At 45.5% G+C, this 20,478-nt stretch carries 19 protein-coding genes and 1 pseudogene; 1 reads left to right on the top strand and 19 read right to left on the bottom strand.

Features of this window, described 5'->3' with window-relative positions:
* Positions 1-40: 40 nt before the first annotated feature.
* The 17 genes and pseudogenes from BP95_RS0116755 to BP95_RS0116680 form a co-directional block, all read right to left on the bottom strand.
* Complete coding sequence (locus BP95_RS0116755; protein WP_021255581.1) at positions 41-1,264, bottom strand: cytochrome P450 family protein; 1,224 nt, start codon at positions 1,262-1,264, stop codon at positions 41-43.
* 43 nt (positions 1,265-1,307) lie between these two features.
* A complete protein-coding gene (locus BP95_RS0116750; RefSeq protein ID WP_021255580.1) occupies positions 1,308-1,940 on the bottom strand; it encodes a TetR/AcrR family transcriptional regulator in 633 nt (210 codons plus the stop codon).
* 474 nt (positions 1,941-2,414) lie between these two features.
* Entirely contained in the window at positions 2,415-2,945 is a 531-nt protein-coding gene (locus BP95_RS0116745; RefSeq protein ID WP_028532766.1) for a GNAT family N-acetyltransferase, read from the bottom strand.
* 20 nt (positions 2,946-2,965) lie between these two features.
* Positions 2,966-4,132: a bis-aminopropyl spermidine synthase family protein gene (locus BP95_RS0116740; RefSeq protein ID WP_021255578.1), complete on the bottom strand. Its 1,167-nt coding sequence runs from the start codon at positions 4,130-4,132 to the stop codon at positions 2,966-2,968.
* A 410-nt stretch (positions 4,133-4,542) separates the two neighbouring features.
* Positions 4,543-6,024 (bottom strand): protein adenylyltransferase SelO, encoded by a 1,482-nt coding sequence (locus tag BP95_RS0116735; protein WP_021255577.1) that lies wholly within the window; start codon positions 6,022-6,024, stop codon positions 4,543-4,545.
* Positions 6,025-6,199: 175 nt separating this feature from the next.
* Positions 6,200-6,733, bottom strand: a complete 534-nt coding sequence (locus tag BP95_RS0116730) for a hypothetical protein (RefSeq protein WP_028532765.1) — start codon at positions 6,731-6,733, stop codon at positions 6,200-6,202.
* A gap of 66 nt (positions 6,734-6,799) precedes the next feature.
* Positions 6,800-7,225: a hypothetical protein gene (locus BP95_RS0116725; protein WP_021255575.1), complete on the bottom strand. Its 426-nt coding sequence runs from the start codon at positions 7,223-7,225 to the stop codon at positions 6,800-6,802.
* A 53-nt stretch (positions 7,226-7,278) separates the two neighbouring features.
* Entirely contained in the window at positions 7,279-7,776 is a 498-nt protein-coding gene (locus BP95_RS0116720) for a hypothetical protein (protein ID WP_021255574.1), read from the bottom strand.
* A 185-nt stretch (positions 7,777-7,961) separates the two neighbouring features.
* Positions 7,962-11,150: a bifunctional cytochrome P450/NADPH--P450 reductase gene (locus tag BP95_RS0116715; RefSeq protein WP_028532764.1), complete on the bottom strand. Its 3,189-nt coding sequence runs from the start codon at positions 11,148-11,150 to the stop codon at positions 7,962-7,964.
* Between the two features lie 153 nt (positions 11,151-11,303).
* Entirely contained in the window at positions 11,304-11,870 is a 567-nt protein-coding gene (locus tag BP95_RS0116710; RefSeq protein ID WP_021255959.1) for a TetR/AcrR family transcriptional regulator, read from the bottom strand.
* A 73-nt stretch (positions 11,871-11,943) separates the two neighbouring features.
* Positions 11,944-12,555: a class I SAM-dependent methyltransferase gene (locus BP95_RS0116705; RefSeq protein WP_021255960.1), complete on the bottom strand. Its 612-nt coding sequence runs from the start codon at positions 12,553-12,555 to the stop codon at positions 11,944-11,946.
* A gap of 53 nt (positions 12,556-12,608) precedes the next feature.
* Positions 12,609-13,523 carry an NAD(P)/FAD-dependent oxidoreductase gene (locus BP95_RS0116700; protein ID WP_021255961.1) on the bottom strand — a complete coding sequence of 305 codons (915 nt, stop codon included), beginning with the start codon at positions 13,521-13,523 and terminating at the stop codon, positions 12,609-12,611.
* A 219-nt stretch (positions 13,524-13,742) separates the two neighbouring features.
* Positions 13,743-14,159 carry an SRPBCC family protein gene (locus BP95_RS0116695; protein ID WP_021255962.1) on the bottom strand — a complete coding sequence of 139 codons (417 nt, stop codon included), beginning with the start codon at positions 14,157-14,159 and terminating at the stop codon, positions 13,743-13,745.
* Complete coding sequence (locus BP95_RS0116690) at positions 14,156-14,485, bottom strand: ArsR/SmtB family transcription factor (RefSeq protein WP_021255963.1); 330 nt, start codon at positions 14,483-14,485, stop codon at positions 14,156-14,158. Before BP95_RS0116690 ends, BP95_RS0116695 begins: the two co-directional genes overlap by 4 nt.
* An 84-nt stretch (positions 14,486-14,569) precedes the next feature.
* A pseudogene (locus tag BP95_RS33980) lies at positions 14,570-14,716 on the bottom strand (DoxX family protein); the annotation flags it as partial.
* Positions 14,717-14,953: 237 nt separating this feature from the next.
* Entirely contained in the window at positions 14,954-15,547 is a 594-nt protein-coding gene (locus BP95_RS0116685; RefSeq protein WP_028532763.1) for a YdeI/OmpD-associated family protein, read from the bottom strand.
* A gap of 177 nt (positions 15,548-15,724) precedes the next feature.
* Positions 15,725-16,132: an RrF2 family transcriptional regulator gene (locus tag BP95_RS0116680; RefSeq protein ID WP_028532762.1), complete on the bottom strand. Its 408-nt coding sequence runs from the start codon at positions 16,130-16,132 to the stop codon at positions 15,725-15,727.
* Positions 16,133-16,376: 244 nt separating this feature from the next.
* Here BP95_RS0116680 and BP95_RS0116675 point away from each other — a divergent pair, with 244 nt between their 5' ends.
* Positions 16,377-17,921 (top strand): FAD-dependent oxidoreductase, encoded by a 1,545-nt coding sequence (locus tag BP95_RS0116675; RefSeq protein WP_028532761.1) that lies wholly within the window; start codon positions 16,377-16,379, stop codon positions 17,919-17,921.
* 96 nt (positions 17,922-18,017) lie between these two features.
* On the opposite strand, the gene BP95_RS0116670 is transcribed toward BP95_RS0116675, so the two are convergent.
* Together BP95_RS0116670 and BP95_RS0116665 are read right to left on the bottom strand one after the other, a co-directional pair.
* The gene (locus tag BP95_RS0116670) at positions 18,018-20,060 is read right to left on the bottom strand and encodes a M56 family metallopeptidase (RefSeq protein WP_028532760.1); all 2,043 of its coding nucleotides are present in this window, start codon (positions 20,058-20,060) and stop codon (positions 18,018-18,020) included.
* Positions 20,053-20,439 (bottom strand): BlaI/MecI/CopY family transcriptional regulator, encoded by a 387-nt coding sequence (locus BP95_RS0116665; RefSeq protein ID WP_021255968.1) that lies wholly within the window; start codon positions 20,437-20,439, stop codon positions 20,053-20,055. The genes BP95_RS0116670 and BP95_RS0116665 overlap by 8 nt, the downstream gene beginning before the upstream one ends.
* Positions 20,440-20,478 lie beyond the last annotated feature (39 nt).

The raw sequence follows: 20,478 nt of genomic DNA, 5'->3' as shown, positions 1-20,478 counted from the left end.
TGAACGTCGAATTACAGTCAAGTGAACCGTGATGAAGAGCCTAAAACAATACAGGCAAGCTCGCAAGTGAACGCATTGAGTCCTTGTTATAGGTCAGATGCTCGGGATCAATTGCCAGGCGCAGATTAGGCAGTCGTCGCAGCAGTGTGCGGAAAGCAACCTGACCTTCCAATCGGGCCAATGGGGCGCCTAAGCAGTGATGAATTCCCTTGCCAAAGGTTAAGTGCTCATTCTCTTCACGCGTAATGTTCAGAGTACCGGGATTTGCAAACTTATGCGGATCAAAATTGGCTCCGTTCAGCGTAATCACAATCATTTCGCCTTTGCGGATCGTCTGGCCGTGAAGCACTATATCTTCGCCCGCAATTCGGCTGCCAAGCAAGACTGGACCAGCGAAACGCAATAATTCCTCCACTGCGGAAGGCACCAAAGAGGAATCGTTCTGGAGCAGACGCATCTGATCAGGGTGCTGAAGCAGAGCCAGCGTGCCGTTGGCGATCAGATTGAATGTCGTCTCATGTCCGGCGGAGATAAGCAGCCATATGGTCGATAGGAGCTCATTCTCGCTTAAATGATCACCTTCGTCATAGGCCTGAACGAGACTGCTGATTACATCGTTCCCAGGATGTTTGCGTTTCTCGACTAGAAGTAATTGAATATATTGAATAAATTCATTCAGTGTGGCAACAACCGCCTCACTTTCCTTCGGATCCAGTGAGGCTTGCCCAAGTGTACGCGTCCATTCTCGAAATTGACTTCGCTCAGCGACGGGAATGCCAAGCATTTCCGAAATGACGGTGATAGGAAGCGGATAGGCAAAATCCGATACAAGATCCATCTTTCCCTGCTCCTGCACAGCATCCAGCAATTCATCGGCAATCTGCTGAATACGGGGATGTAGCTCCTCAATCATGTTGGGGGTGAAGGCTCTGGATACCAGCCTGCGCAGCCTGGTATGATCGGGCGGATCAACAGTGAGCATATTCGGCATGTTGATCACCCATTCCATCAAGGCATTCACGGATGCGTTCTCCTCTATGGGTTGTTCCCTTGGTGTCAGCTTGCGGATGTCTTTGATGAAGCGCGGGTCTTTCAATATTGCAACAACATCATCGTGGCGAAATGCGAGCCATGCTTCCCCCATGCCAAAAAAATTATCAAGGCGGTACAGCGGTTCCTGCTGCTCATAAAATTTCGCATAAAATGAGACGACATCGTGCATTGGTTCCGTAGAGATAAAATCGTCACTCGTTAATCTCTTCATATTTTCGCTCCTTTTCACATTCGCCGTTTCCATAATCATTGGGTCATGCATTCGTGTCAGTCGTGTCCGATGCAATTCCATGACGGATCATGCAGCAGAAGCTTTTCATCTCATCAAGCAAGACATCAAGGCATTCTTCCTCAATGTTATCAATATCCTTGAGCTCCTCAATAAACTTCCTTTGGAAATGCTCTAGCGTAATCTTGATTAGCTCAAAAGCTTGCTTGCGCGGAACGCCTTCTCGCAGCTGAACTTTTTCAAATAATCGTTCCCACTCTTGATACCTGAGGGCAATTGCGTGCCCATACTTCAGCTCAATGTCTTCTTTCAGTTCATCAGGCATCAAATAGAAAGCCTCGTACACCAATTTGTACTCATTCGCGTGTTTACGAAAGTAATTGAGTTTTAAGCGGCTTATCGTATCTATAGCCTCAAAAAAATCCTCGTTATCGAGTATGTAGTCCGCTCGAATTTTGCTTGATAACTTTTCAATGCAATGATCCAATAAGCTGAAATACAGCTTCTTCTTGCTGGTGAAATGATGAAATATTAAAGCCTTCGATGTGCCGGCTGCTTCAGCCAGCATCCCGGTCGAAGTGTTTTTATAACCATTGCTCGCGAATACGGATATGCAGGCCCTCAACACTTTTTCTCTTTCGTAGAGCCTTACAGGCAAAGCTTCTCCTCCTTCACTTTTTACTAACCTTTCGGTCAGTATCGATCATATGATGAAACGATCCAAATATGCCGCCCTCATCCTTTTTCATTATGAAATTAATCTCAAGACAAAAAGAGTTCAAGCCAATCCCCTCTAGGGAGACTGGCTTGAACATCTAAACATAAAATACGAGTGTAAACACCCGATTACTTCGTTTATTATTTCAGCAGAAATAGAATTACATGATTGTACTCGAAATCGATATAAAAGCTTAACCCGATGGATCATTTTTTAGTTCTAGATGCAGCAATGGAAAAGGTCGGCCTGTTCCATCGAGAGCTGAACGCCCTATCTATACGTACGAAGCCATATGTCTACTAATTGTTCATGGCATTTCGCATCATACGCGACAATTGGGTACCTCATTATCGACTCTCCCATGTATGGCTCGCTACCTGGCCTGATCATCTGCATACCGGCCAGAACGACCATTTATTCAAAAAATTCACTTGGATACTGCACAACCCCGGAAGCGTGATTCAGAGCGTGCTCTTGCAGCTCCAATGCCATAAATACCTCGTCAGGCACTTCAAAAGGTGGTTGTATCCCCCATATTGAGGCTTTCTTGAAGCCGAACTTCGGATAATACTGAGGATGACCCAATACGATCACAGAACTGTATTCCAACTGTACAGCTAGTTGCAGTGCATCGCGGATCAGCTTCTCTCCAATTCCGAGAGCTTGGTATTCCGGTAACACGGATACGGGAGCCAAGACGAGTGAATCTACGGTGTGCTGATCTCCACGAATTGTTATTCGAGATAACAGGATGTGACCGACGATACGATCACTGAGAACAGCGACTAAGGATAACTCCGGAATGAATGCGTCGGATTGCCGGATACGGGATACTAATTCATGTTCCTTTTGATCACTGAATTCCAATGAGTCGAATGCCTGTTTCACAACGGATTCAGTCACTTGGTAGTCTGCTTGTGTTTCTTTTCGAATGATGATGTTCATGTTTTCTCCTTCTTGATATATCATAATGTTTTCTTATTCATGAAATCAAATGTATCGTTGCCGCATGAGTGGCAGCCTCGGTGCTTGAGCTGCTCTATCGTTGCGATATCACATTGGCAGCCAACCGTGATCTTGTTCCCGCACTGTTTACATTTGTACGTACGCATCGTCTGCCTCACTTCACCTGTGTATAATGCATCCTCAAATGTCCCTGAGCAATCCGGTATGGTACGCTCAGTCGTTTTGAGAATGATCATCTGGCTCCGATTCGCGATAATCTCTGCTCCTTCGTATTCATTAAATCGCGGCATTGTTGCACTGGTCGTCACCCCCATTCTTAGGAACTCACGCTGCATCGTAAACATGTAATCAGGTGACTTATGTGCGAAGGATAAGAAAATTGGCAAGCCTTTTCTCTTCCGCAGTGCGCTAATACCTCGAGATACGAAGAGGCTCATCCCCTGCAGCGTATACGGGGGATCTGTGAAGAAACAATCGAACTTCCCTTGCAAGTTTGCCGGCAGTGGTTCTCTTAAATCGTGATAGATGCATTGAATCGGCAATCGTTTTTGCTGTGCCACATCATGAATGTAATGTAAAAATCGCTCATCCATGTCAACGACATGCACTGCTGTTTTGGAATGTCTCCTATTAGGGAATAGAGCTTGAAGCAGCAGTCCAATTGATACGCTAACCAAATCGTCGTCGCCCACACACATAATCTGTTTCCCAATTAAGAATTGCTGCTTCAAACAAAGCACTGCTCTGCGTAAGCTAGTCTCCGGTGTACATTTGGATTGATCGATCCGAGTATCGGCCTGTGGACGATACTTCATGATTTCCCGCAAATCGGCTAATACATGATCCAGATCGGGATGAATCCCATTTTCGAGAGACATCAGCTCTTGATAAAGGTTTCTTTGGATTCCACGATACCCCCATTGTTCCTCAACCCATGCTTTCCCTTTCACGGTACAGCGTGCTCCTTTATCCTGAACAATGGCTCCGACCTTGATAAGTTCCCGTTTAACGGCAGCAGCAGTTGGTATCGGAATAAGAGCTTTCCGGGCCAATTCTTTGGTAGAGATTCCAGGGTTCAAATAACATTCCAACAAGAGCTGCTCAATGACAGTGATCCCTTCTTCCAAGCGTACGCCTTCATTTGCGATATCGATAAAATTGCGCATTCGGTAATTCCTCCTTGTTGGCGGAATGACGCTCATTCATGTCACATAAAAAAGGCGCAGAATGAACAAACGTCATTCTACGCCCTTCTTGATTGATGCCTAAATAAGCCCCCAAATAAAGCAAAAATCCGTGCTTCAAGAAGCACGGATGCGGGTTCAATAAATAGGCATACTTATGACCTAAGGCAAGTATGATATCCGTTGTTCTTAACTAATTCCGAGGGTACGCAAAGCCACAGCAAATAAATATTGCTAAGCAGCAACACTTCTCACTGGCATTACATATTCCTCACTATGGAATTTGATTAGTTAAGAACGACCGCCAACATCAACATCTCTCCCTAGAAAATTTATGCATTTATCGTAACACCTTGTAATTGTACATGTCAAGTTACTGATTGTACTCTCTATCACGTCCCGCAATAAGTTCGGTAAGGACGGGAAGGCGTAGGCGGCAATTCGCAGTATTCATCCTGATCCGCAGAGTACGCAAATGGATTAGCGAGAACATCCAACAGCCGCTTCATCACGCTGAAATCCCCTTCTTGCGACGCTGCATCCAAAGCTTCTTCAACTCGATGATTGCGCGGTATGACGGCTGGATTGCTGCTGCGCATAAGCTGAAGTGACTGTTCCTTGGATTGCGGTTGTTTGGCTAGTCTTGCTTGCCATTGCTTATGCCATTGTCCATACTCGGTGCTAGCGAATAAAGATGACTCTTTCTCGCCCGTATTGAGGGTCAATGCACGGAACGTATTGGTATAATCAGCATGATGCTTCTGCATCAGATTCAGCAGGTCGTTAATCAAGGCTTCATCGTGCTCTTCTTCATTGAATATGCCTAACTTTGCTCTCATTCCAGCCAGCCAGTGACTATGATACAGCTCAAAGTATTCATTCAGGGCATCCTCGGCCACTTCCACGGCCTTCAACTCGTTGTCATGCAGCAGCGGCAAGATGGATTCCGCGAACCGGGCAAGGTTCCACCCGCCAATATTCGGCTGATTGCCATATGCATAGCGGCCTTCTCGATCAATAGAACTGAAGACGGTATCTGGATTGTACGCATCCATGAAGGCGCAAGGGCCATAATCAATCGTTTCACCGCTAATCGCCATATTGTCCGTATTCATGACTCCGTGAATGAATCCGACAAGCTGCCATTTAGCGATGAGCGATGCCTGGCGCTTTATAACCTCTTTGAGCAGGATCAAATATCGGTTGTCACTGTTGTCTGCTGCTCCTGGGAAGTGCCTGTTCAGCGTATAATCAGCCAAAGTATGCAAATCCTCGGCACCGCACCAATTGGATACGTATTGAAATGTCCCGACTCGTATATGACTCGCAGCGATACGAGTGAGTATCGCGCCCGGTAGCTCTGATTCACGTATGACTCCTTGACCGGTGGACACTACCGCTAAGCTGCGTGTCGTTGGAATGCCAAGACCGTACATCGCTTCACTGATGATGTATTCTCGCAGCATCGGCCCGAGGGCGGCTCGACCATCACCACCTCGTGAATATGGGGTTCTGCCGGGGCCTTTCAATTGAATATCGAATCGTTCATCCGTAGGCGTAATATGTTCGCCAAGCAGAATTGCTCTTCCGTCCCCCAGCATATTGAAATACCCGAATTGATGTCCAGCATAAGCTTGGGCGAGCGGCAGCGCCCCTTCTGGAATCGTATTGCCGGCAAGCGTAGCTACGCCATACTCGCTTCTTAATGCTTCTGCACTCAATCCGAGGGAGGCTGCGAGTGATTCATTCAAAACACGAAGTTCCGGCGCTCGGACAGGAGTTGGATTCAGCTTGGAGTAAAATGAATGTGGAAGACGGGAGTAACTGTTGTCAAAGTTCCATCCTGCGTCTAAATTAGAAGGTTTCTCGTCCATTGTATCTCCTTTTCATTCCTGCTATTTCGTATGTATCGTGCTGTTAGGGTTTGCTAACGTATATTTATTATACCTGTTCAGGTAAGCATGCGGCCAAGGTAAAGATAGATAAATCACCGAAATTACGCATTACCCTTCTCTATTCTTCTATTGATGGTGATAAGTTCTGTATAAATTAGCTTGCAAATAACTGAAGAATCTCAGCAATAGTGGGAGCAAGCTGGCGATTGCCATTCTTGATTGCAGTGAAAGTAGGCACTGCCTGCTTCAATAAGTTATAGCTATAGTAATAATAACTAAAGAACGGAATTGGATCATATCCAGGCGGTTCACCTTCCTCCCACTGTTCCTCATCCTCTTCCTCGCTCTCCGGCCATAAGTACTTTTCTTCTAGTAAGTCTTCCATCTTGTCAACCGCTTGCCCCACCTCCATGTCTTGAAAGGCTAATGCGGAGGCAACAGCCGGGTAAGGCGTCATTTCGTTTTCCGTAATTTGTTCTGGTTGGCTAGCTCGATCCGCCAGCTTCTGCAGCAACACAAGCAGTACCCATGGCGTTACCTGCCACAATGTCCCCTGATGCTCGATTAAATTAGCCAATTCATGATATTGTCCTTCTTCAATCAGTTGAGGAATGTCCGTTCCCCTTCCATAAGCGGTTGTCATTCGCTGCCATGGAATACAGTCTAATGAGGCAAGCTTGCTATTCATCGCATTCTCTCCAATCAAGTGTATGTATTTCCCTCGATATACCCTTGGTTCGCCTTCACGCTTTGCTTATTTCTCTTGATTGTTCAAGTATTCTCGATATAACCATAGTGCTTCATCCAATTGATCTTCGCTTTCCAATAATACCATCACTGCATACGAGATCATGTCTACCCATTCATCCATTTTTTGAACTTGTTCTTGGGAAAGCAGGCCATTGCTCTGCAGCATGCCGTCAGGATATAAAGCCCATGCTCGGGATAGCTGACAGATGCTCCAGAAGCACGATATCAAGATTCTGTTTACTTGCGGCTTCGCGAACTCATCAGCCAGAACTTCAATGATCTTCATCAGCTCGTGGAAATTATCTTCAATCAATTCACCGCGAAAAGGTCTCAGCATGCCCAAAAATCCATTCGACATTTTTTCGTGTTCGAAATCGTCATGATGGAAAGCATGGCATTTAAGAAGAAATAGCGCCTCGTCTTTCGTCATCTCATCTCCTCCTTTCTGAAAAAAGTTAGGTTCAATAGAAGCACTGTTACTACCTACAAAGAGTTTTCTCCCGTTATCTTACAGTTCTCGATAACCAGCCATAAATTGATCTCGTCGTAGTCTACGACGAACCCTTCTATACAGTAGCTTGGATATAAATATTGTGCAGGCGTTAGTTCTCTTAGTTTATTATAATCTGTTACGGCATAAGCATCATCGCTCAAACGGATGATCGCTCCTTGCGGATAAAACATCGCAATTTCCCCGCTTACCGGACTCCCTGGGGGATACTGCTTCTTCGTTATCTTCCATGCCGCTAGGTTAGGCTCAATCGCTTGCTGCCACTCGATTTCAAATTGTTCCTTCGTAATGATACGATCACCCGCCTCAATAACTACTTCTTGATCGCACAACACAAAATCGGGCGCAGTGGAGACCTCGCTATGTAAATCGCCATGTTTGCTTATTTGTCGATAAGCTGTTCCGTTCTCGTCAATCTCAAAATAGTACATTTCGTCTTCCTCGACCCCGGCAGCTTCAATATATATCATTGTTATTCCCTCCTACTAGTCTGCGATGCTAGAAAGTCTACCGTGCTGTCAACCTCCAATCAAGTATATAAAGCCTGTTCTTGCAACACAATCACACGAATGACCTAGTTAGCTGTCTAAATGGTAAAGGACGCCCATCTAGGGCGCCCTTGTCCTGCAACTCGTTTACAACTTGTTTTGGCTAATTATACTTTCCTGCCTGCCCATACATCCTTCACATATCTCCCGTCGGATCCAAGCTGCTCCAGCCATCTGTCTGCTTTCGTCTCGCTAACACCATGAACGTCTTGATACATTTGCTTAAGTGTTGCCTCCACATCTGGTGACATAGCGCTCCCGTCTCCGCACACATAGAACTGTCCCCCTTGATCAAGGAGACCGATCACTTCTTGCTGACGCTGCTTGATCAGGTGCTGGACATAGGTTTTTGATTGACCCTCGATACGAGAGAATGCGGTGTGTACCGTAACAATCCCCTCTTGTTGATAATGCTCCAGTTCTTCTTCATAGATGTGATCCGTCGCATCTCGACAGCCGAAATAAAGATATGCGCTGCCGAGCGGAATCCCTTGCTCCTTCATGGCTTGCCGAGCTTGAAGAAATCCACGGAATGGCGCAATTCCTACCCCCGGGCCTACCATAATAATAGGTGTGCTTGGATCCTCTGGCAGCCGGAAATTGGACTGCGGTGGCTGAATAAACATCCTGATGGATTCGCCTGGTTGTCTGTCGGCAAGATAGTTAGAAGCAACTCCACGATATTCATGGCGTCCATCCCAAGCCGGACTCTGTACGACCCCTACCGTAAGACTAATCTGATTCGGCTGTACACGAGGAGAGCTGGATATCGAATAGTATCGTATTTTTAGTGGCGGGAGCAGCTCTAGAAAGCGCTCGAATGTCATTGAGCAAGCTTCATATTTCTCAAGTAAATCTAACATTGATATTCGCTTCTCTAGGATATTCCGCCTATAGTCTTCTGCCTCAAGCAATGCTTCTAATTCAATTCGATGCGGAGGACATACCATCAATGCGGCAAGCTCGCGAATTTGCGCTCGGCTGGCAGGCTCCTGAAGTTCGACGCTCCGGCTTAGAAGATCATGTATCAACACAGGTCGATGTAACGGCAAATGGGAAAAACGGTTCTCTATTGTTCGCAACACCACGTGATCGCTTCCATTTAAGTCAAATCTGCTTATTACCCGTTCGACTAGATTATCCGAATTGATAGGGAACACACCTAAATGATCCCCTTCAAGATAAGACACTCCTTCAGGTAGTTCAATCTCGATATGACGTGTACTACGCCCGTTTCCTCCCCTTTGCAGCTCGTGATTGTCTATGACCGTTGCACAATGGACATGGTATGATTCGGCAAACGGTGATTCAACCGATATGTTTACAACCTCTACAGTTAACGAAGAAGCTGTCGATTCCTCTGTTCCATCAATTCCATCAAATTCTAATTCCAGTGAACGCATAACTGCTGGCCACAGCATAGCGCGCCACTCCTCCACTTCGGTTTCGAAGTCACCGCTGGCATCGCCATGGCCGACATGCAGCAGTCGAGTTGCTCCTTTAGCCGCGAGTTGTTCATCCATGAACATGGGAATGCTCTGATAGGTACTAGGCCAGTTATGATCGCCGCAACCGAAGACGCAATAGCGAATTCCTGTCAATGCTTCCGGCCCCACTTCCTTCAGCCACTTCATGAAGCGTCGTGCATTGCTGGGCGGTTGACCGTTATATGATGCTGTTATGATATAGGTGATGCCTTCCTTGGGAAGACCATCTGCATAATCGTTAAGGGGTGCGACTTTACTTAGGAAGCCTAGTTCACGTCCTTTCTCTGCCAGTTCGCGGGCAACGCCCTCTGCTGTGCCGAAATTAGAGCCGTATAATACGAGGAGCGGCGTATTGTGAAGGGATCGTTGAGGCTCTCGGCTTAAGGCGACTCCTTCATTAGACGGGTCACGATTTTCAATGTGAATGGCTGCGGCTCCGATTTTAGTGCGTCGCGGACGGACTTGCATGGTAAACCCTTCGGGCTTGATGGTCAGCGACTCCATAAGCTTCAATTGATAATTGGTGTGATCGATGAGTTCGAAATGTTTCAAGATTAAACCAAGCATTAGTGTCGCCTCTTGAAGAGCAAATTGCTGACCGATACAAGCGCGTTGACCGATTCCGAAAGGCTTATAAGCATCATGAGGGATTTGGCTTGGATCCTCGAATCGCTCTGGACGAAATTCGTTCGCATCAGATCCCCATACTGCAGCATCTCGGTGCAATTGAGGAAGCAGCAGGAGCAAGCGATCTCCCTTCTTCATCTCATATCGATCCGCGAGCAGCGTATCTTGCTTCACATGCAAGTTGAACGCGGGTGCTGTTGGCCATAATCGCAGCGATTCATCGAGAATCATGCGGATGTATTTCAAATTCTTGATCTGTGTGTAGGTGGGAACGGGATCTTTCAGTACACGATCTACTTCCTCATAGCCTTTTTGCAGCTTATCGCGATTGTTCAGCAGAAAATACAGGGCGAAGGACAATAATCCGCTTGTTGTCTCATGTCCGGCTACTAAAAACGTAATAATTTGATACCGAATGTTGGCGTCGTCCAGAGCTTCACCTGTGTCTGGATCCTTGCCTTGCAGCATGTAGGCTAACAAGTCATCTGCCTCTTCGTGTCCGTGCGCTTTGCGTTCAGCGATCATTTTATCGACTAAGGAGAACATGACATCAATGTCCTGCTGGAATTGCCGCCGGGTTTTGACCATAAGCTTATCCTGAATGCCAAGCCGCTGCGCTTGATTCAAGGATTCATCCAATGCCCGAACCATACTTGTTACAAATGGGTGGGGCTGATCACGGTAGAAGCTGTTAAAGCGGTAATTGAAGCCGCATAGCCCGATCGTATCCATCGCCAGTCTTGTCATATCCTCCGGCACCTCGATATGATCATCGGGATTTAGGCGCCACCACTTCTGGATTAACTGCATGGCGAGATCCAGCATCTTGTCAAAATAGCCCCGCATTGCTGTTCGGCTGAAGCTCGGGAGCAAAATATTATGGGCCTTCTTCCAATTGGGCTCCTCCGTCTCAGAAGTAAATAAACCATCCCCTGCAAATGCTCGCACATTGTTTAATACGGTTTTATCTACGATTTTGCCGAAGCGAGCAGTGTCGCTAAATTCCTTGGCCAACTCGTACCCGGAGACGACATGAAGCGTTCCAAATGGCAGCTTCATGCGGTAGATTTCACCGTATTCATCAGCAAGATTCATGAAAGATAAGATGGGGGTATTCGGATTCAGTTGAGGAATGTTGCCAAGAGGGCCGTAGGTTTTGGGTTGTGGAATCGCAATAGACATATGATATTGCCTCCTCTATATGGAATACAGATTCGTTCGTAAGAGGTAGCTCATGGATGTCAGTGTTACATTGCAGCAATAAACGATTGAAGTCAACAGTAGACAGGTAGGAATGAATATTCATTCCGTGTTGCAGAAGGGAACACAATCGAGTTAATGAACTCGGATTGCATTCCAGCAGCATTCCTCCACTCCTACAAGGAGTTCGTGCGTTTCATCGAGCACTTCTGCCCGGATTGTTTCGAACAATTTGACAAGCGCCCCGTAGAAGATAGAGATTAACGCATTTGGCGGCAATGGAGAGATAACGTTCTGCTGCTGGCCGTTGAATAAGAAGTGGCGAATAAAATCCATGCCTATTTCAAATGTTTTGAGGCTTTTCTCGTCCAATAATCGAGGATTCAAGTGAGAGTCAATGAACGAGAAGGCTTCCCTGTTCTCTTTCGCGAAATGAATGGTCTGAACAAAAATGTGATGAAATTGTTCGCGGACGGTTGCAGAATCAGGAAAGCCTTGTTTAACGGCACGGAAGAACTGCTCGGTGCATTCTTGAAACAAAGAATTCAGCAGCTCCTCCTTGTTCTCAAAGTAACGATAGATGGTGCCTGTGCCAACCTTGGCTCGTTCAGCGATCATCGGTACGGTAGTCGCGTCGAAACCGCGGTCAGTAAATAAATGCAATGCTGCGAGTAAAATATCGTCTCTTTTGTTCGTGGTCACTAGCTATCACCCTTTTCGCAGAATGAACGTTCATTCCCTTACATAATATCCCATCAAAAAGGGCGGTTCAAGATCAAATTGTGGCGGATCGATGTCTAGCGATCACTTGAATCACATGAGCTAATCCGGTATGGCCCTTTCCTTCCACTCGGTTCTGTTCCCCATAATAGAAGTGCAGAACCTCAAGCTCCTTGCACCAAGCTAGCATCCCAGCTGGGTCATATAGCATATCAATATCCGGGGGGCCGCCTGTTCCATAACGCAGCTGCTCCTTCGAATATACTTCAAGCATAATGATGCCCCCTGGCTTCACGGCCTGCTTCAGCTTATTCACAATTAAGCCTTGCTCACGTTGGTGAAAGTGGCCGAAAACCATAATTGCAGCATCGTATTCTTGTTGAGCGATATGATCCGTAAGGAGATTTGCCTGCTTGGTATGCACTCGAACATTGTATTTATGAGCCAACTTCTCCGTTTTGTTGAGACCGTTCTCGGAGTAATCAATCGCTGTCACTTGATGTCCAGCACGAGCTAAATAGATGGCATTTCTGCCCTCCCCCTCCGCAAAAGCAATGATAGTTCGGCAATTCTCAAGATGATGAGCTTGTTCTCGGATAAATGCATTTGGCTCTTCTCCGTAGTAATATTCTGCTGAACCGTAACGCTCATTCCATGGAATGTTCATGTGTTACCCCTCCAATAAAGGTTTGAATGACTACCAAAGTGATTTCGTCCTATCTAGTGCTCCCCCTGTTCGAATTCCTCCTCGGTCAATTCTCGATTAATTTGCATTGCGATTCGACTGCCGTCTGCTGCAGCGAATACAACTTGGGAGGGAGAAAAGGAAGCCGCATCCCCTGCTGCGTAAACACCCGCTATCGTAGTTCGCCCTGAATCATCTGTTTTAATCCCTCCAGTCGCGGTCAATTCACAGCCCAACTGTGCAGCAAATGGTGCACTTTGTTCAAACTTGGGAGTGACGAAGCCACCTGATCTTGCAAGCTCTGTTCCATCTGCAAATCGGAGATGTTGTAGTTTGTCATTATGTCCGATAAAAGCGGCTATCGGTTGTTCCATGACCTTCACCCCTTTGGATTGAAGCTGCATCTTCTGCTCGTGTGTAAGGGTTGAGTGCCCGTTCGTACATAGGGCCAAATCCTTGCTCCATTGATAGAGCAATTTGACGGTGTGAAATCCAGCAGCATGCTCAGACACGACCACAAGTGGTTGATCGCGCAATTCCCAGCCATCGCAGTATACGCAGTTGAACAAGCTTTTTCCGTATAGTGGAGTGAATCCTTCTATTTCCAGGAATATCTCCTTGACCCCTGTCGCAAGTATCAATTTCTTCGCTTGAATGCAATGCCCCAATGTATCGTGTACGTGAAAGACACCATCCACTTTGGCAACTTTCGTAACTTCAACATGCATCAGACGAATGGATGGATAGCGCCCCAGCTCTTCGTGCGCGATGCGCCGGAATTCGGGAATGGTAACCCCGTCCCTCGTAATAAAACCATGGGATGCATGTGTCACCGCATTTCTAGGGCGATTGTGGTCGAACAAGACAATGCTTCTTCTTGCTCTTCCTAGGACGAGAGCAGCATTCAGTCCTGCGGGTCCTCCCCCAATGATGGCGCAATCGTAAATCATAATACTCATCTCCTTATTAAATAGGATATTACAGACTGATAATATCTATGATAACATATTCTTCTCCGATTTATGAAGCAGATAATACTCGCGTTATGGCGGTGAGGTTGTATCATCGAAAATATACAGAAAGAACCCTCCTAACTTGGAGAGTTCTTCTTATAAGTGGTACCTGTGCCCATCATGCTGATTGCTGCATTAACGTGTACTTGTTTATAACTAAGCGAATACCTTCTCAAGCTCACTGCACCACTTCGTCCAGCCATACTTAGCGCCTGCGAGTGCTTGTTCATTGGAGATTCCGGTTTGTTCGAGATGAAGGTTAACGCTTCCGTTCCCTAAGTCTTGCAGTGTCCACGTGATCGTGTGCTTCTCCCCGCTTTCCCATGTATAGGACAGCTTGTTGGGTTCGTCTACAATCAGTACTTCTCCATCAATAATTCCATTCCACCATTCGTTCGGCTGCGTGCGGAACTGAAAATGGTGTCCAACGACGGCTTTAAAATCATTTTCCATTGCTTCACCAGTGTGGATGTTGTGAACCCACTTGGCAAGCTTGCTGGAATCGGTTAATGCGGACCACAACTTCTCAATTGTAGTCTTGTATTGAAAATCCAGTGTTAATGTTACACTCATTCTTCTTCCTCCTCTAATAAATGTTGCAAGCGCAACATATTCAAACCCCAGAACTTGCTGTAGAAAGCCACCCAGTCTTGGACTTCTCTCAGTGGTGCAGCATTCAGCCTAAATCGTGTCTCTCGGCCGACTTTGCGGTCATATACCAGTCCGGCTTCTTTAAGAATTGTCAAATGCTTGGATACCGCTGTACGTCCCATTTGAAATTGTGCCGTTAATTCATGAAGCGGTATCTCCTCTTTCTCTGCTAACAAACGAATGAGTCTCCGCCTAGTTGGATCTGCAATCGCGTCAAACACATCCCGCAACTGATTATTCTCACCCACAACAACCTCTCCAATATCTTACATTCTGTAGTAGAAATCTGTTGGTGATATGAGGGATCAGCTATGACTACTTCTATCACCTCCTTAGAGTTTAAGGCTATTTTGACACAGTGTCCATGAGGCGATGTTCAGTGCTGCATAAGAAAGCGGGAGGATCGCATAAAAACCGTAATCACCATAATCATTAGCAAACGCATGAGAGAGAGCTGCACCAGTCATGACAAAGAATATTTCAGGTGAAACATAATCAGGTTCGCAAATTTCGCTATGACTGTCTTCAAAAGAGACACCTTTTGGTGTCGGTTTGATTATAAGACACCAAAAGGTGTCCTGTCAACGGTTGATTTTCATGCGCCCGATCCACCCCCTATTGTTTGTATTGGCATGCATATAAATAAAAAAAACCGCGCAATGCGCGGATCTACATGAAGGTATGTTCTTGTCCACCTACGATTATCGTCAAATAATCTAATCTTTTAATCCCTTTCCATCAAGAATTTGCTGTGTATATTTCTCTACCCTTGATGTTCGCGTTTTGGATTGTTTGGGTTCTGAGAAATAATACAGGTATTGTCGTTGACGCCCTGGCGTTAACGCCTCAAATGCTTCTTTCAAGGCAGGGTTTTCATCGAGTTTAACTTGAAATTCTTCGGGAACTGTGTACTCTGCCGTTTGCTTAAAGTTCACTTCCAACCCCGCTTTTTCAACGTCAATGGCCTCCTTAATATAGGCCTTCAAGATATCTTCCATCTCAACGATTTCTTGAACATTGGTGAACCGAATCTGACGGGCTGCTTGTACATTCTCCGTCTGTTGGATGAGAATTCCGCTTGGATCTTTTAACAGGGCCCCTTTATGAAACAGAAGTGCACAGTACTCTTTAAACCCATGTATTAAAACGATGTTTTTGTTCTCATAGGTGTAGCATGGGTGCATCCACTTATAATCTTCGGTCAGCTCGCAGTCAAGAACGATATGTCTAAGCTTCTCATATTCTTCTTTCCACGTTTTCGCTTTCCGTAAAAATTCATCGACCTTCGGATTCAATTGACGATTTGACATCAAGACACACACCTCTTCACTTTTCGTTCAGCGGACAGTTCAAATCCCTTGAGATTTATTCTATCCCCCTGCATGAACACTTCATATTTATTTGTAGTTTGGAACATTCGACATTTCGAGATACACATATTAACAACAACATTAGGTACTAGACTAAATGATCTCCATTTCAGTAGATTACGAATGCGATTTTTTATGGAGTTGTTGAGCGATATCGACTAATTTCTTATTCTTCAGATGATTCTCCATCTTCTCTTCTGCTTCCTTCATCACGGCTTGAATCAGGCATTCTTCGCCGTGGACGAAGTTACATTCGAATAACGAGGTCGAGCCTTCGATAGCATGGATAATATCCAGAAATGTGATATCGTCTCGATGACGAGTCAGGCGATATCCCCCATTGGCTCCCGAGATCGATTCAATCATGCCGGCTTTCACAAGTCTCGTTAATATTTTGGACAAGTACGTTGGGGACACGCCCTGGGATTCTGCTAACTGTTGTACGCCAACTGGCTTAACGGTAGAAGCCTCAATCAGCATGAGCATAGTATGGAGCGCATAATTCGTTGCTTTTGTAAATTTCATGGACAACCCTTCTTAATCATAGATTTATGATATCGATAATATCCGCGAATGGCTAGCATGTCAATTAGACTGCAAGGCATCGAACGATTCGAATTATACCCTAGAAGCGCTGATATTTCCTTTCTTCGTCATACGATGTTTGTATTCCCTAGTCTGTATGTATGATTTCAATCAGATACTGATTAAACACGGATTCCCAAGGAAATGAATAGACAAAGACAATCTATATAGGAGGTTCGCTACTATGCACAATGATTCATCGTCCATTCAAGATCTCCCCCAATTTCCTGAATCCTATTGGCGGGACTCCGCAACGATTCCCTCCTTCCCGAAACTTGCTAAACATACGGAAGCAGAAGTTGTAGTAGTTGGAGGCGGAATTTCCGGCATAACAACGGCCTACCTCTTGGCACGGGAAGGACTCCGCGTCGTGCTTGTTGAAGCAGGTCAGCTGCTGAATGGCACGACTGGTCATACGACGGCCAAAATAACAGCGCAGCATGACCTTATTTACGACGAGTTCATTCAGCATTTCGGTCAAGAACAGGCAAAGCTGTACTATCAAGCGAATATCGAGGCAAAGCAATTTATTAAGCATATGGTTCATGAACATAAGATCCCATGTGATTATGAGGAACGGGACGCTTATATTTATACAAATTCGGATGAGTACCTGCCGAAGCTTCAAACGGAGCTCGCTGCCTATGAGAAGCTCGGGATTGACGGTGAATTGGTCACTCAAATCGATCTGCCTGTGCCGATCAAGGCGGCCCTCGTAATGCGGAATCAAGCCCAATTTCACCCGGTTAAGTATTTGGACAAGTTAGTTCAGCTGTTTGTGGAATTAGGCGGGCAGATCTATGAACATACCACTGTAGAAACCATCGATAAGGGTACGCTGCCGACCGTAATTACGCAAGATGGCTTCAAGTTAACCTGCAAGCATGCCGTTTCATGCTCCCACTTTCCTTGTTATGACGGGATGGGATTTTATTTTGCAAGAATGCATGCTGAACGCTCCTATGTTGTGGGCATCCCCAATAAAAATGTTCAATTGTCAGGCATGTATATTAGCGCAGAGAACCCAAAACGCTCGATCCGTACAGCGGCATTGGATTCCGGTGAAAGACTGATACTTATTGGTGGTGAAGGTCATAAGACCGGACAGGGCATTTGCACCATTAAGCACTATGAAGCACTGCAAGCATACGCGAATGATGTATTTGGGGCAGCAGAAATATCGTATCGATGGTCGGCTCAGGATTTAGTTACTTTGGATAAAATGCCGTATATCGGACAAATATCTTCTTCAGTACCGAATGTTTACGTTGCAACCGGATACCGGAAATGGGGCATGACCAATGGCACGGCTGCTGCGCTCCTGTTGAGGGATATGATTATGGGCAGAGAGAATGCCTATCAGGAACTATATACACCGTCGCGCTTTCATATCGATCCTGATGTGAAAACATTTTTCGCTCAGAACGCGGATGTAGCCAAGCATCTCATTAGCGGCAAATTGGAGCGTGTTCACAACAAACCTGAGAATCTAACGAATGATGAAGGCGCTGTTGTATCGATTGACGGTAGAAGAGCTGGAGCTTATCGAGATGATCAGGGCATGCTTCATATCGTTGATACCACTTGTACACACATGGGTTGTGAGCTGGAATGGAATCACGGCGAACGAAGCTGGGATTGTCCTTGCCATGGGTCAAGGTTCTCCTATGAAGGCGATGTATTAGAGGGCCCGGCAGCCAAACCATTGACCAAAATACAGGAATCCTGAATCTTGATGATTCAGGACTCCTGTCATGGATTTATATAATACTTGTTATGCACGACTATGTCTGAGGTCGTCGTTATTTGGATATGAAGGTCTGCTTCAATTCGTGTAGTCGTTGATCATCCATATATCACCGTTCTCGTTAAACTCTATCGCAAATATACGCTCTCCATCTTTGACAAATTGAGCACTGCCGGGAGCCTTTGGATTTCTCTGCATTTCATATTCATGTAGATTATATCCGAGCAATTCAGCAACAAGAGGGAAAGCAGCTGTTTGTAATTGCTCATCCGTGATTTCAAGCTTTTTCTGCTTTTGGCTCGCGCTTGTTTTAGGATTGCTCGAATAGGTAGATAATGAAGAATCATAAATTTGACGAATCTTATAGGTTTTCGGATCGAAGCTGACACCGCCGTCAGAACCATAAGACAAATACACGGTATTGTAGCTGTCAGAGAAAAGTTTGGATGCAGCGGTGAGCTGATCAGCTTTTTTGCCGCGCAGTACAGCAAGCATGTATTGACCTTTTTTATTTTCATCATCCGAAATTTGGTCAGGACCTACATCATAGGACGTAGTGATTGTGTCATTCGAAAATCGCACTTCAACTCGATGATCGTTCTGATTATCTATCAATTTCGTTTGAACCGTATATTCATTCGTGTTTGGATCATTGAAAATGGTACGACTGATTTTAAAATATGGATTCCCTTTGTATCCACTGTCTTGCAGCGCTTGCGCAGCCTTCTTCAACAATTCAGAGCCGGCTGCTTCTGGCGTCAGATCCAACCCTAGTTGTACTCTCGATAGCTTGCCGGTGTCTGCGTTTACCCATATGTAACGCTGACCGGGTCCGTCATTTGGAGAGCTTTTGAATGCAAGGAACAAATCCTTCGTGTCTTCTGTGGGCACGATCTCTTGGAGCGGAAGCGGCTTGCCCAACTGCTGCATGACATCACTAACCGTTTGCTTAACCGTAGTGCGGATTTTTTCATTAACCTGATTAAATAATGGTTCATTTGCATACAGCTCAAGGATTTCGGATTTCTTCGGCCCTGGTTTATCCGCTGCCGCGTTCGTTAGGGCAATGCAGGCAAAAATGGAAATGATCGCGATCCCGAGAATGGTCCATTTATACGAACCTCGTTTGAACAAAGCAATCATGTTGATTCTCCTTTTAATGAGGGATTTGTCGGTTGAGAAGCTTGTCGCACTGACAGAACGAAAGCCGCTTGTCATATTCGCTTCCACCAGCTTGACAATGGTGTATCCGTATTGCTTGACCTCATCTTCTTCCAAACAAGAAATGACGCGATCGTCACAAGACAGCTCCTGGTCTTCCCTCATTTTCCTGGATGCGTACCATAGAATCGGATTGAACCAATTCAGGATAAGCAGGATGGAGAATAACCAGTTTGTCACAATATCCTTGCGTATGTAATGAACAAATTCATGAAGCAAAATATGTCTTAGTTCTTCATTGCGAAACTGCGCAAAATACTTGCCAGGCAGCAATATCTTCGGTTGTAATACCCCATACAGTGTAGGACTGCTCACTCCTTTCGATATCAGCAGCGGCAGCGATCTCTTTATCTTCAAATCCTCGCGACATTGCTGAAGTACGCGCAAGCTATCTTCATCGGATACAACATAGGCTTCCTTCACCATCCTTCGCGACAATTTGCGGTTCGATACAAGCACATAGGCTGTGATTGCCAGTACGCCAAGTAACCAGCTAAGTGACAATGCGGAATGAATGAATGCAGGACTAACGTTATTCGTGACATCTGACCGCTCAGCACCAGACATGCTATTGTCCAGAATACGGCTGGATTCGTTTATTCCTGATGCATGTTCCACCGATAATCTGCTCATATCATCATCCATTGACGAGATAGGAAGCGTAATTGGTTTATCTGCAATTGAAAATAGATTATATAAGCTGAACGAGCTTTCAGGTACCCAAGGCAGCAGCATCCTGGCAAGCAGAACGAACCAGAGCATGTACTGCCATTTGATCGGGAGACGATCCTTCAATGCGGCCCTCACAAGCAAGATAAGGACAACAATGATTGATGCCATTAAGGAAGTCTTTGTAACCCAATCAAAAATTATAGTTAACCATGTTAATAAGTTATTCATCTCTACGCTGCCCCTCGTCGAGTATTTTCTTCAGCTCCTCTACTTCTTCTGTGGATAGCTTCTCTTGCTTCAGGAAATTAACAAACATCGGCTTCAAGGAGCCTCCATATAGACGCTGCAAGAAGGAATTACTCTCTGCCCTGACGCACTCTTCTTCACTGACTACAGGATAATATAGATAGGTTTTTCCTTCCTGTTCATAGCCGAGTGCATTTTTGTTGAGCAATCGATTAATTAACGATTTAATCGTAGCTGGCTTCCAGTCGCTATTCTCACTTAGCTTCTCGATTACATCGTTCGCTGACAGCTTATGGTTTGTCCCCCAGAATACCTTCATGACTTCCCATTCAGCATCCGAGATTCGCGGAATATCTGGCATATTTTCAACCTTCTTTCTATTGATTACATATGTAATTAA

The organism is Paenibacillus sp. UNC217MF (assembly GCF_000686865.1).
Lineage (GTDB): Bacteria > Bacillota > Bacilli > Paenibacillales > Paenibacillaceae > Paenibacillus_B > Paenibacillus_B suaedae.
This window is presented reverse-complemented; position numbering and strand designations above follow the sequence as displayed.